Below are 12,738 nucleotides of genomic sequence, written 5' to 3'. Positions count from 1 at the left end.
TACATCTGCCCGCCAGATGATAAGCGCCTCATTGCATTTATACTTACAAATAACTGTCTTTTAATTAGTTAACAAACCTAAACAAAATACACAAATGGGTACAAAAGTAAACAATCCGGCTTCTCAGCATAACAGCACCGTCCCTGTCAATCAGAATATTGGCGGTTCAGTCAAAACCGGAGGAACCATAATTTCCGGACATGAGGATGATCAGAAATCTGAGAATCTTAACACACTTCTTGGCTTTTTAGTCTCATTTTCACGCACAGATTCCGGAGAATATTGGGTACTTCGTGAAGGGAATAATTTCATCGGGAAAGAAGCGGATTCAACGGTCAGACTTAATGAGGATACGGTCTCCGGAAAACATGCCACCCTGAATATCACCCGCAATACTGAGGAAAACAAATATGATATCGTACTGGTTGATACAGCTTCTACAAACGGGACATTTATCAATGGAAAAAAGATCCTGGCTTACAATGGCAAAATCGTTTCAAACAACGATAAAATTAAGATTGGCAATTATGAGTTAAAACTGATCATCATTGATAAATACCTTGAAAACCTGACTAAAAGTGAGTATTTCAAAGAAGTCATTGATTACGATTACTCTTCCCGTGATTTCTATGCGGGAGGAACCGCTGCAAAATACAACACATAACCTCCACTTCTACCACAAGCAATGGCTAAGATTAAATTGAAAGGACTGTTAAACACATACTTGTTTGACCCAAAAGATGAAAGCTCTGTTTTATCTCCCGGCGGAATGGGAATACCTTATAAGGGAATTGAAGCAGAAACAGGCAGAACTGTGGTTATTAAAGTTCTTTTTAGGGATTTGACCGAGAATGTAAGTAATGTAGAACGGGTAAAACGAGCCTCTGAAATCAAAATCAAGCATAATAATCTCATAGAAATGCTTGATTTTATTGAAAAAGACAGCATCTACCATGATATAAGTGTGTTTGTGGAAGGTACCGATCTGAGTAAAATAATTGACCACAGAAAGAAACAGGGAAAGGTTTTTTCTTATGAAGAATCGAAGGAAATAGTAAATGACATACTCGACGGGCTTGAGGTCCTGCATAAAAATAAAATTATTCACAGAGACATCGACCCTTCCAATATCAGGATTTGTGAAGATGGAAGTGCCAAGCTAATGGATTTTGGAGTGGTCCGGATTACCGGTGGCAAAACAAAATCCCTGACGGGCATGGGTACGCTGATCGGAAAGCCCAACTACTCTCCTCCCGAACAAATCCGGGGAGAGAGTGACAATATCAATGAAACGACAGACTTATATGCACTGGGAATCACGATTTATGAAATGCTTACGGGAAAAGTTCCTTTTGAGCGTGGCAATGAGTATGATACCATGCAGGCTCAGGTAAATGAAGCACTTCCTTTCAATAATATTCTGAGTGATGCCTTGTTTGATTTCCTGGTAAAAGCAACAGCCAAACAACAGCATAAACGTTTTCAGAATGTTTCAGCATTCCGCAACGCTTTTAACAATCCTGTGGAAAGAGCCTGGTGGCAAAAGAAACAAATGCAGATTTTAGTCGCATCGGGTATTATTGCAACACTTGGTGGTTCCGGCCTTTTTTTCAGACATCAGCATAATACTTCAATTGGTAAGACCAATATCGAAAAAGCCAATAAATTCCTAAGTATTGCGAAGTACGACAGTTCAAAAGTTTATTTTCAGAAAGCAGTAGAATACATTGATGACGGTTCTGTCAAACAAAAAATAGAAATGCTGAATGCCCTGATTCCGGCCATGTCTGATTTCTATAATGCCCGTTATAAAAATGCTTTTGATAAACTGAAGGAGGCTTCCGGCTTAGATTCTGGTGATGCAGACTATTACCTGGGAGAATTAACCTATAATGGTTTGGGAACAGTAAAGGACTACAGAAAAGGTTGGGAATATACAAATAGTGCAGTTAAAAAAGGTTTTGGAATGGCCAATTGGAGAATTGCTTTGGCTTTGGAAAACGGCCTTGGGATTAAAAAAGATAAAAATAAAGCCGATCAACATTACCTGGAATCTGTTGAAGCCATTAAAAAACTGGCTGAAGCCGGAGATCCCGAAGCATTGGGAAATCTCGGAGGAATGTACACAAGTGGTAAGGGACTCAGCAAAAACGAAAAACTGGGTTTCGAAAACTATCTGGCCGCAGCTAATAAAGGTTATGCTTTTGTTCAGGAAAATTTAGCGGATATGTACAGATACGGCATCGGAACTCCGGTAAATCTGCCGGAAGCTGTAAAATGGTACACAACCTCAGCTTCCAAAGGGCATCCGGCTGCTCAACTGACTTTGGGCAGAATGTATCTGTATGGAGAAGGTGTTTATCAGGACGCATCCAAAGGTCTGGATTTCATCAGAAAAGCATCTGATCAGAATTATTCGGCAGCACTTTCCGATTTAGGATATCAGTATTTTACCGGAAAATTTGTTCCTGCTGATTACAGAAAATCTGCTGATTATTATCTGAAAGCTGTAACGTACGACAATGACAATATCCCTGCTTTAGAATCACTGGCTTATTTTTGTAAAACCGGTTTGGGAGTAGATAAAAACTATAAAGAAGCTGAAAAATATTATTTAAAAGCCATCCGTCAGGATAGTTCAAGAGCAAATCAGGACTACTTCAATATCGCCAAACTATATTTCGAAGGAGGTTTCGGTCTGCGTAAAGATGAATTCATGTTTATTCATTATTGTGAACTGGCTGACAATGCCGGAAATACAGTGGCAAGAGAAAGTCTGGGTATTTATTACAATCAGCAGGGAACCGAAGCCTATCGAAGTGCCTTGTTTAATACTGCCAGAGAATATTTTAACAAAGCTGTCCTTAAAGGAAATGCCATTGCTTCCAGAAATTTAAAATACATGGACCAAAAAGGAAAATAATTATGCCGGATATTATTCTAAAAGGACAACATGGCTCCTATATTTTCAATCCTTTTCCCCCGAACTATCCGTTCGGAGGAGGTGGTATGGGTAAAGTCTATCATGGTAAAAGGCTGGATGGAAATCCGGTGGTAATTAAAATTCTGTATGGGGAACTCGCCATTGAAAATCAATTTGTTGAAAGGTTTTTCACAGAAGCAGAAATCCAGACAAAACTCAGTCATCCCCATATCATTAAAAGTTATGATTTTGTGATAACCAAAGGTAAATACCATATTATCAGCCGTCTGGTAACCGGAGTACTGATTGCAGATTATATCAGGAACAGACAGATCGGGGTAATTATAAGGCTTTTTGGAGAAATACTCGATGGTTTACAATTCCTGCATACTCAGGATCCAAAAATTATTCACCGTGATATCAAACCTGCCAATATTATGGTGGAATATGACAAGGCTATTATCATGGATTTGGGTGTTGCAAAAGTTACAGGCGGAAAAAGAAGCACTTCTATCGGAGTGGTTATCGGCACACCTCAATATTCTCCTCCGGAACAAATCAGGGGTGAGAGCCATAACATCAATGCCACTACAGACGTCTATGCAGCCGGAATTACCTTTTATGAATTACTGACAGGGAAACCGCCTTTTGATGGCAGCAATGAGTACACTATTATGGAAATGCAGGTAAAAAAGACCATTCCTGTTCATCCCTCAATTCCTGCAAAAATCTACAATGTACTAAAAAAAGCCACTGCCAAACAACAGAGTCAGAGGTATCAAAGTGCTTTAGAATTTAAGCAGGCACTTTTACAGGCAGCGAATGAAAAAGGAACCTGGTGGAACAAACTAATCTCGATTTTTGAATCATTAAAGTCTGAAAAATGATAAAATATAATTATGCTCCCCAAACGGCCATCGGAGGCAGAAAGGAAAACCAGGATACTGAAGGCAGTTTCTTAACGAAATTCGGTCTTTTAGCCGTCGTTTGTGACGGTATGGGAGGAGCAGCCGGAGGTAAAACTGCCTCATCAATGGCGGTTAATACAATTATTGAGGAAGTCATCAACTCATCAGGCAGTATGCCTGCACAGGCACTGGCGACAGCTATTAAAAAGGCCAATCAGGAGATATTTAACCGCAGCAGGCAGCAACCGCAGCTTCGTGGAATGGGAACAACCGTGACAGCCATATTAATCAATGAGGAAAAAGCCATTATTGCCCACGCAGGAGACAGCAGGGTATATCAATTAAGAGATGGGAAAAAGGTTTTTCGAACCAACGATCATTCCAAGGTTTTTGAATTGGTAAAAAGAGGGATCTTATCAGAAGAACAGGCACGTTTATCAGAAGAATCCAATATCATTCAACGGGCTTTGGGAATCGCTCCTGACATTGATGTTGAGATCAATGATAACATTCCTTTCCTGAAAGGTGATTTGTTTATGCTCTGTACCGACGGGGTTTGCGGAGCATTACCTGAAGAAGATCTTTTACTATTACTCCAAAAGGAAAAGAATGTAAAACGGCTTTCAGAACAATTGATTCAACAAATAGATTTCCTGGGGAATCAACAAGGCGGAGGGCATGATAATTTAACCGTGGCTTTGCTGCAACCTTTAATCAATTCAAAACTTGATGTTATTATTGATATGAAAACTAAAATAACAATTTATGCACTTGCTTCGATGGTGGCGATATTGTCCGCTGCGCTGATATATCTCCTTCTTTTCAGTGATTCCAGAGCTAAAATTACTCAAGGAGAAAATTCTGACCTGAAAAAAGAAAAAGCAAAAATCGATAGTTTACAAGGAGTTGTAATCAGGCAGGCAAACATTCTTTCAGGAAAAAATTCTGATCTGAAAAAAGAAAAAACTGATAGTTCGGAAAACAAAGGCATTAGTGTGAAAAAACAAGCAGACGCCCATTCCGGAAAAAATTCTGATCCGGGAAATGTAAACAAAAGTGCGAAGGTTAAAAAAGAAAAAGACAGTACTCCTAAAACCGGGCAGCCCAAATCCATTGAAGAAAACCCGGTAACACCTAAGGAAAAAGCAGATTCTTCAGAAAAAAAAAGTCCCGGCTCATCCAATATTTGGTAAAACCCGGAGACAAACAAGGACGGATCATTCTGGCCGAAAACAATATTCCATACACACCGGAAAATTTAAAAAAACTCGAACAACTGAATCCGGGAATAAACTTCAGTAAAGATTTACGCGTCAATACTACTATTCCGGTCAAAATACCTTTGCAATAAAGGTCATTTACATTCTATTAACCATAACCATTCAGAAAAATGAACATTATTACCATAGGCAGAGGGCCAAATAACAGAATCATAATTAATAATCCGCATGTAAGCAGTAATCATGCCGAGCTGCAAATTGATGATTATGGAAATTTGACACTAAACGACATAAGCCGTCACGGCACGCTTGTAAACGGACGGAAAATCCACAAGACTTCAGTTACAGTAAACCGGGGGGATAAAATACTGTTTGCCGACATTATACCCCTCGACTGGAACCAAATACCTTCTATTCAATCAAACAACAATAATTTTAAACATAACATATCTATCGGCACCAATGCTGACAATAAGATCCAGATTTACAACGAACAGGTAAGTCGCTATCATGCTATAGTCAAAATAGACAAAAAAGGTCAGTTATTCATTAATGACCAAAGTAGCAACGGCACATTTGTGAACGGAAACCGCATTTCAAAATATGTGGATTTTCCTGTCAACCGCGGAGATAAGGTAAGTTTTGCAAATGTTCAGGAACTTGATTGGAATAGAATACCAAAATCATCCCTGAATCCGACTTATTTAATCCTGTCGCTCCTGCTGGTTCTGGCAGCAGGTACCGGAATTTTTTATCAGAAAGCAATAAAAGAACTTCTTTTCAGAAACGATGTCTCCCGGAAATATGAAAACAGCATTGGTCTGATTTATAATTCTTACTACTTAGCGTATATTGATCATGGTGACACCTTATATTATATCGGGGAAGATTTTAAATTCGCTGATTTAAGAAAAGATCCCTATTCAAAAAACTCATTAAAACCCTTTGAAATTACCGGATCAGGTTTCTATGTAAGCGATGATGGCAAAATCATTACCAATAAACATGTAGCAGCACCCTGGGAAAGTGACCTGGCCATTGATAAAGAAAAAATTGAACAGGTAATAAATATTGTCCGGGCAAGCCACGGAGAATATTCGGTCAATTCAAAAGTAGTCGGAGTTGTTGTTAAAACGGGTATATTTCCCAATAATTCCAAATTAGAGAAGGACGATGTTTTCAAAAATATGCTGCCCTGTAGTCTTGTTAAATTAGCGGATGAAAAAGAAGTTGACTTAGCTTTGATACAATTAACTTCCCAAAAACTACCGGCCTTGTCCCGCCCGGTTACTGACATCATTACCCGAAAGGAAGAAATTACGTTAGATGATGACATAAGCATTTTCGGCTATCCGTTTGGCTTTAACCTGGCCCTGAAGAATAACGAGGGTAAGATTAAAGCAACATTCGACCACGGCAAAATCAGTAAAATTTCCGATAAATACGAAATACAATACAATGCACCGTCATTTCATGGCGCAAGCGGATCGCCTGTATTCAATAAAGACGGGAAATTAATTGCGGTCAATTACGCCGGGATTGAAAAATCACAGGGATATAATTTCGGAATTATCGCTACACATATCAAAAAACTTCTTGAAGATTAAATACCATGAAAAAATTTCATATTTAACAGTTTCTATAAACTTTACTGCTTTAGGACATTGTTACGGAATGTAAAAATACTGCGTTCTGTGAGGCACAGAACATGATGTGAGTGCCTCACAGAACACTTTCAAACCCCTACCTAATCCCTGTTCTTTTACGATCATATCATATATTGGCTCTGCAAAACAAAAAAAATCGTATATTTGCAGAAACAAAAATTGCAGTAACTACAAAATGTAAAATATAATTTCTTTCAGACGAATCAGAACGACAACCGCAAAACGGTTGCCTTATTGCTTAATCTTTACCGAAAGAAATTATGTTAATATTACAAAACATTTCATATACACACCCAAGCAAAGATTTACTGTTCAGCAGCATCAATCTCATAGTAAACAATCAAAATAAAATTGCTCTGATTGGTAATAACGGGATAGGAAAATCGACATTGCTCAAAATTATTGCAGGCGAACTGCAGCCTTCAGGCGGACAAATAAGTTTTAATGCCGAACCCTATTATGTACCGCAGATTTTCGGGCAATTCAATGATCTGACTATTGCACAAGCGTTAAGAATTGAAAACAAATTGAACGCTTTGAAAGAAATTCTGAACGGAAATACCACAGAAGAAAATTTCAATTGGCTTAATGAAGATTGGACCATAGAGGACCGTTGTAAAGAAGCACTGGATTATTGGGAATTAGGCGATTTGAACCTATCACAAAAAATGGAAATGCTAAGCGGCGGACAGAAAACAAAAGTTTTCCTCGCAGGCATTTCTATTCATCATCCCGAATTGGTTTTGTTAGATGAGCCAAGTAATCATTTAGATATTTCAGGAAGACAACTTTTGTATGATTTTATTCAATCTACCAAAAGCACTCTGATTGTTGTAAGCCACGACCGAAAACTGCTGAATCTTTCAGATACAGTCTGCGAATTAAGCAAACAGGGTATTAAAATTTATGGTGGCAACTACAACTTTTACAAAGAGCAAAAACAAATTGAAAATATCGCTTTGAGCCAGGATATTCAAAGCAAAGAAAGAGCTTTGCGAAAAGCCAAAGAAAAAGAACGGGAAACATTGGAGCGGCAACAAAAACTGGACAGTCGTGGAAAAGGCAAACAGGAAAAAGCAGGCGTTGCCCGAATCATGATGAACACGCTGAGAAACAATGCCGAAAACAGCACTTCAAAATTAAAAAGCCTTCACGCTGAAAAAATTGGAGGAATTACTGAAGAACTACAGGAACTACGCTCCTCTTTACCTGACATTGACAAAATGAAGTTCGGTTTTGACAATTCCTCTCTGCACAAAGGGAAAGTTTTGTTTACGGCAACCAACATCAGCTTCACCTATGGCAATAAATCGCTTTGGGCAGAAAACCTGAATTTTCAGATTATCAGTGGCGAACGCATTACCTTAAAAGGTACAAATGGTTCTGGAAAAACGACTTTGATAAAACTCATTTTAGGTGATATTGAGTCACAAACAGGAACAATTTACAGAGCTGACAATAAATCGGTTTACATCGACCAGGACTATTCGCTTATTAACAACAGGTTGAAAGTTTACGAACAAGCGCTGCAATTCAACATTGCTGCTTTGCAGGAACACGAAATCAAAATCAGACTGAATCGTTTTTTGTTTACCAAAGAAGATTGGGACAAACCTTGCCGTGCATTGAGTGGTGGTGAAAGAATGCGTTTAATGCTTTGTTGCCTGACCATTAACAGCAAATCGCCGGACATTATTATTTTTGACGAACCGACAAACAATTTAGACATCCAAAATGTCGAGATTCTGACAGCTTCCATCAATGAATATCAGGGAACATTGATTGTCGTTTCACACGATGAAACATTTCTGGAACAGATAAACATTGAACGAACTATTGAACTCAGATAATAACCGTGTTCTGTGGGCCACAATAACCGTATTCTGTGACCCACAGAACACTCTTAACCAGAGTTATCTTTATTATATTTCCATAAAACATAACTTTGGGGCTATACCTGAACCAAAGCGGAAGGCAGGCAATATATGATAATAGCATGTAAACATATCTTTAAAAGTAGCATATTTGTAATAAAACACGGAATTCCCCGAATCAGCTCCGTGATTATCAGGCGACATTTTTCTTCCGTTGATTAAATACAAATAAATTGGCTATCACTCAACTCTTTAAATATTTTCAAAAATTTACTCCTCTCCACTTAGATAATGAGGAACAGATACTGCTGGAGTCAAAGTTTATACAGCGAAGAGTTAAACGCCGGCAAATGATTTTGCAGGAAGGTTTTGTATGCAAACACTATTTTTTTGTAGCCGAAGGCTGTTTTAGAATGTACGGTATTGATGATAAAGGTTATGAACACAATATACAATTTGCTGCCGAAAGTGATTGGATAGCAGACATCGGAAGTTTTCATTCAAACAAGCCCAGCAAGCTATTTATTGAAGCGATAGAACCCTCAGTAATTTTACAAATAGAACAGCAGGATTTGTATTTTTTATACAATAATATTCCTAAACTCAACCGAATTTTTAAAGTCATTATTGAAAATAAATACGTAGAGTTACAAAATCATGTTTTACAGACTTTCAGCTCAACTGCCGAACAGCGTTATTTAAGTTTTCTTGAGCAATATTCTGATCTGGCATCCCGTCTGCCAAATACTCAAATTGCATCATATTTAGGTATCACTCCCGAATTTTTAAGTAAAATCCGTAAAGATCTGACAAAAAAATAGCTTTTACCCTTAAACTATATTAAGCGTATTACATAAGATAGTTTAAGGGTTTGGGTCCTCCTCCTGCCATAACTTTGCATTGTTAATTAATACTTACTAAAGTTAAAACAATGGAAAAATCAATCAAATCTAATATTGCAGTTATCGGACTGGGAAATATCGGTAAGGTAGTAGCAGGAAATCTGGTAAATAACAATCGCTCAGTTATCGTAGCGGATAGAAATGTTGAAAAAGCAAATGCCCTTGCTATTCAACTGGGAGAATCAGCTCAGCCAATGTCTATTGCTGAGGCCATCACTAAAGCCGACATTATTGTGATGGCGGTTTGGTTTGGTGCTATTAAGGAGATTTTTCACCAATATGAAGTACTTTTACAAGGGAAAATTATTGTTGATCCATCTAATCCGATTGCGCCAAATGAAAAAGGAGGCTTCGATAAAATCATTGCTGAAAATGAGTCAGCAGGCCAGATTAATGCTTCTTTATTACCTCAGGGAGCAAAACTTGCCAAAGCATTGGGCACTTTAGGAGCTGCTTCTCTGGCCAATGCAGCGAATCAACAGCCTGAAGCTGCTGTTTTGTTTTATGCTACGGATTACACAGATATCAATGAAAATATTGAACAGTTGATTCGGGACAATGGTTTTGAGCCTGTATATGTGGGTGGGTTAGAACATTCTATCCGCATTGAAGTATTTGGCGATTTACATGAGTTCGGGGCATTGGGCAAAACAGTTACTTTGGCAGAAGCAAAAGAGAAAATGTAACAATTAAAGCAAACAATGTAACTTATGTGTCCCGTCAAAAATTATCATTATTATGCTTTTTCCGGTCTGCGGATTGCAGACCGAAAAGACAATCATCAGAATTCTAAAGTGCTGAAAATGACAAAAAACATAATTGCCATAATAACCATAAATCTACTGGTTATTTCAAAAGGCTTATATGCTCAGCAAATCAAGTTAGATGTAAACAACCTTGAAGCCAATCAAGTGTATATGTCAGTAGAGAAGTTTCAGGGGAATGAGGTTGTCAGGGTCATTAAAGATTCCACAATAAAAGCCTTTGACGAGCCTACATTTGCAAAAATCAGAAACGTAGATTTTAAGGACGGAACAATTGAAGTGAAGGTATTAAGCCGATTAGTAAAAAATGCTCCGGAATTGGCAAGAGGGTTTATCGGTGTTGCTTTCAGAATTCATGAAAATAATTCAAAATTTGAAAGTATTTATATTCGTCCCACCAATGGCAGAGTCGAAAATCAATTGAGAAGAAATCGTTCTGTCCAGTATTTTTCCTTTCCGGATTACAAATTCGAAAGACTTAGAAAAGAGGCAGCAGGAGAATACGAATCCTATGCGGATATGGGTTTGAACGAATGGATAAAAATCAGGATTGTAGTAAAAGGCAAGCAAGCCAAATTGTTTCTGAACGAAAACAAGCAACCTTCATTAATTGTAAATGACCTGAAACATGGTGAAAATGTATCCGGTGCACTAGGCCTGTTTGTGGATATAGGTACAGAAGGATATTTCACAGATTTGAAAGTTACAAAACAATAATCATCTTAAATTTATAAGAATTATTAACCCTTCCCATCCTTAGTGTTCCGCATGGCTTCTCATCCTTATCTGTCTCCCAACACGGTGTTCTGTGACCCACAGAACACTCTTAAAATCTGCTCAAAAGTAAAGTGATAACCGATTATAAGTCAAAACCTTTGGAAAAAGGCATTTTTCAACAAAAAAGATCCGGGCAAAAATCCGGATCTTCTGAAACGCTTTTGATTATAATAATTGAAAAACTGATATTAGCCCTTTTTATCAGAATAAGTTCGCCCAGAATATCTTCCACCATAATTTTGACTTATTCATAAATCCGACCGGATATACACAAGCTGTACAATTATCAAGCTCATTGTATATTTTTCTGGCATTTTGAGGCTGATTGCTTCCAAGATAAGCAAGTACCAGGTGCCATTTAGTAGCTTCTTCAAAATAAGGACGGAGATTCTCTGTTTTTAAAACCTCCTGAAAATCTAATACCGCAGTTTGAAACTGACCTTCTGCAATATGACTCTGACCTGCGTAAAAATGGTCAAAAGCACTTTTCTGTGACGAAGACAAAACGGCAGGATCAACATCTCTGACAATGGTAAGGTCATTCTCAGAACCCGGTAACTGAACAGAAGATATTGAAGCATAAAGTATGAATAGCACACAAGCAGCAGCCAAAGAACCCAGATATAAGAAAACCGGCTTTTTCCAGCGTGGTACTACCGGCGTAAGTCCGATTGGTTCGGTTATTTCAAGTTCAGCTAAAGTGGCCCGGACACGGCTTTCTATCGTTGCGGCCTTCATAATTGTAAGCAGTCTTTTATAATCATCTACTTCTTTGGCTAAAAGTGGATCATTGGTAAGGAGTCTATCAAATTCTTCTTTCTCCGGTGTGTTCATTTCTCCCCGGCAGAATCTTTCAATAGCGTCTAATCTGTAATTTTCATCATCAAAATTCATGGCAACAACATTTCTCTTAGTTTTCTTACACACCTAAACTTGCGGAGCTTAACAGCCTCGGCCGAACCGAGTTCGTAACGGAGAGCAATTTCTTCCAAAGAATAGCCATCCACATAGAAAGCTATTAATATTTTCTGACAAATTTCATCTAATTTCTGAAAAATCTGCCAGGCAATCTGTTTATCTTCCTTCTGAAGCAACCTTTCTAAAGGCGGAGCATTACTTTCTTCATGACCTTCATTCAGAAAGGTATCTTCCCGCCGCCTTCTTCGTCCGTCAGCTTCCTTTTTTTTCAGCCATTTATGGTGAGCAATTCCTTTGAAATAACCCTCCATTTCTTTTTCAGACATGGCTTTAAACTTTTTTTCCCATACCTGGTGCAGAAAAGTTATGATTACTTCCTGAAAAATATCCTTGGCTTCTTCATAAGTTCCATGCTGTAAAAAGATATACGAGGCTACTTTAGGTTTATAGGTACGATAGAGATAAGCAGTCACTTTATCTACTTCAGATTCTGTACCGCCATTCAGTATTTCAATAACTTCATTAGGGCTAAATTTCTGATTCATAATGCTTTATAAATATTTCAGGGAAACATAATTTATCTTTTGAACCACCTTAAATCAACATATTAAACTAGCTGTAAAACACCTGACCGGAGATAAACCGAAAATCTTCATTCGACGATTCATCAAATCACTACTTAATATTCCCATCACCTCAGCTTAGGTTACATCTTAAAAAAAACAGGGGTGGGTTATTTCAGCACCATAAAAAAGTGTCCGGACATTTCGTCCGTACCACGACAC

At 38.0% G+C, this 12,738-nt stretch carries 11 protein-coding genes; 9 read left to right on the top strand and 2 right to left on the bottom strand.

Going from position 1 to position 12,738, the window contains the following annotated elements; translation table 11 throughout:
- Positions 1 to 94: 94 nt before the first annotated feature.
- The 9 genes from BM179_RS00860 (at position 95) to BM179_RS00820 (ending at position 10,975) form a co-directional block, all read left to right on the top strand.
- Entirely contained in the window at positions 95 to 664 is a 570-nt protein-coding gene (locus BM179_RS00860) for an FHA domain-containing protein (RefSeq protein ID WP_092010713.1), read from the top strand.
- 21 nt (positions 665 to 685) lie between these two features.
- Positions 686 to 2,923 carry a serine/threonine-protein kinase gene (locus BM179_RS00855; RefSeq protein WP_092010710.1) on the top strand — a complete coding sequence of 746 codons (2,238 nt, stop codon included), beginning with the start codon at positions 686 to 688 and terminating at the stop codon, positions 2,921 to 2,923.
- A gap of 2 nt (positions 2,924 to 2,925) precedes the next feature.
- Positions 2,926 to 3,810, top strand: a complete 885-nt coding sequence (locus BM179_RS00850; protein ID WP_092010707.1) for a serine/threonine-protein kinase — start codon at positions 2,926 to 2,928, stop codon at positions 3,808 to 3,810.
- Positions 3,807 to 5,024: a PP2C family protein-serine/threonine phosphatase gene (locus BM179_RS00845; RefSeq protein WP_092010704.1), complete on the top strand. Its 1,218-nt coding sequence runs from the start codon at positions 3,807 to 3,809 to the stop codon at positions 5,022 to 5,024. Before BM179_RS00850 ends, BM179_RS00845 begins: the two co-directional genes overlap by 4 nt.
- A gap of 197 nt (positions 5,025 to 5,221) precedes the next feature.
- Positions 5,222 to 6,658: an FHA domain-containing protein gene (locus BM179_RS00840; RefSeq protein ID WP_092010690.1), complete on the top strand. Its 1,437-nt coding sequence runs from the start codon at positions 5,222 to 5,224 to the stop codon at positions 6,656 to 6,658.
- Between the two features lie 320 nt (positions 6,659 to 6,978).
- Positions 6,979 to 8,568 carry an ABC-F family ATP-binding cassette domain-containing protein gene (locus BM179_RS00835; RefSeq protein ID WP_092010687.1) on the top strand — a complete coding sequence of 530 codons (1,590 nt, stop codon included), beginning with the start codon at positions 6,979 to 6,981 and terminating at the stop codon, positions 8,566 to 8,568.
- Positions 8,569 to 8,825: 257 nt separating this feature from the next.
- Entirely contained in the window at positions 8,826 to 9,413 is a 588-nt protein-coding gene (locus tag BM179_RS00830; protein WP_092010684.1) for a Crp/Fnr family transcriptional regulator, read from the top strand.
- Between the two features lie 110 nt (positions 9,414 to 9,523).
- Positions 9,524 to 10,180 (top strand): NADPH-dependent F420 reductase, encoded by a 657-nt coding sequence (locus tag BM179_RS00825; RefSeq protein ID WP_092010681.1) that lies wholly within the window; start codon positions 9,524 to 9,526, stop codon positions 10,178 to 10,180.
- A gap of 117 nt (positions 10,181 to 10,297) precedes the next feature.
- Entirely contained in the window at positions 10,298 to 10,975 is a 678-nt protein-coding gene (locus tag BM179_RS00820) for a hypothetical protein (protein ID WP_092011957.1), read from the top strand.
- A gap of 261 nt (positions 10,976 to 11,236) precedes the next feature.
- Here the strand turns inward: BM179_RS00820 and BM179_RS00815 are convergent, their stop codons facing one another.
- Together BM179_RS00815 and BM179_RS00810 are read right to left on the bottom strand one after the other, a co-directional pair.
- Positions 11,237 to 11,929: a hypothetical protein gene (locus BM179_RS00815; protein ID WP_092010678.1), complete on the bottom strand. Its 693-nt coding sequence runs from the start codon at positions 11,927 to 11,929 to the stop codon at positions 11,237 to 11,239.
- Positions 11,926 to 12,498, bottom strand: a complete 573-nt coding sequence (locus BM179_RS00810; RefSeq protein ID WP_092010675.1) for an RNA polymerase sigma factor — start codon at positions 12,496 to 12,498, stop codon at positions 11,926 to 11,928. The genes BM179_RS00815 and BM179_RS00810 overlap by 4 nt, the downstream gene beginning before the upstream one ends.
- Positions 12,499 to 12,738 lie beyond the last annotated feature (240 nt).

The sequence above is a fragment of the Pseudarcicella hirudinis genome (assembly GCF_900115665.1).
Lineage (GTDB): Bacteria > Bacteroidota > Bacteroidia > Cytophagales > Spirosomataceae > Pseudarcicella > Pseudarcicella hirudinis.
This window is presented reverse-complemented; position numbering and strand designations above follow the sequence as displayed.

Excerpts from the sequence above, each read along its gene's own strand:
- BM179_RS00860 (WP_092010713.1), top strand. The coding sequence starts at position 95 with ATGGGTACAAAAGTAAACAATCCGGCTTCTCAGCATAACAGCACCGTC.
- BM179_RS00855 (WP_092010710.1), top strand. The coding sequence starts at position 686 with ATGGCTAAGATTAAATTGAAAGGACTGTTAAACACATACTTGTTTGAC.
- BM179_RS00850 (WP_092010707.1), top strand. The coding sequence starts at position 2,926 with ATGCCGGATATTATTCTAAAAGGACAACATGGCTCCTATATTTTCAAT.
- BM179_RS00845 (WP_092010704.1), top strand. The coding sequence starts at position 3,807 with ATGATAAAATATAATTATGCTCCCCAAACGGCCATCGGAGGCAGAAAG.
- BM179_RS00840 (WP_092010690.1), top strand. The coding sequence starts at position 5,222 with ATGAACATTATTACCATAGGCAGAGGGCCAAATAACAGAATCATAATT.
- BM179_RS00835 (WP_092010687.1), top strand. The coding sequence starts at position 6,979 with ATGTTAATATTACAAAACATTTCATATACACACCCAAGCAAAGATTTA.
- BM179_RS00825 (WP_092010681.1), top strand. The coding sequence starts at position 9,524 with ATGGAAAAATCAATCAAATCTAATATTGCAGTTATCGGACTGGGAAAT.
- BM179_RS00820 (WP_092011957.1), top strand. The coding sequence starts at position 10,298 with ATGACAAAAAACATAATTGCCATAATAACCATAAATCTACTGGTTATT.
- BM179_RS00815 (WP_092010678.1), bottom strand. The coding sequence starts at position 11,929 with ATGAATTTTGATGATGAAAATTACAGATTAGACGCTATTGAAAGATTC.
- BM179_RS00810 (WP_092010675.1), bottom strand. The coding sequence starts at position 12,498 with ATGAATCAGAAATTTAGCCCTAATGAAGTTATTGAAATACTGAATGGC.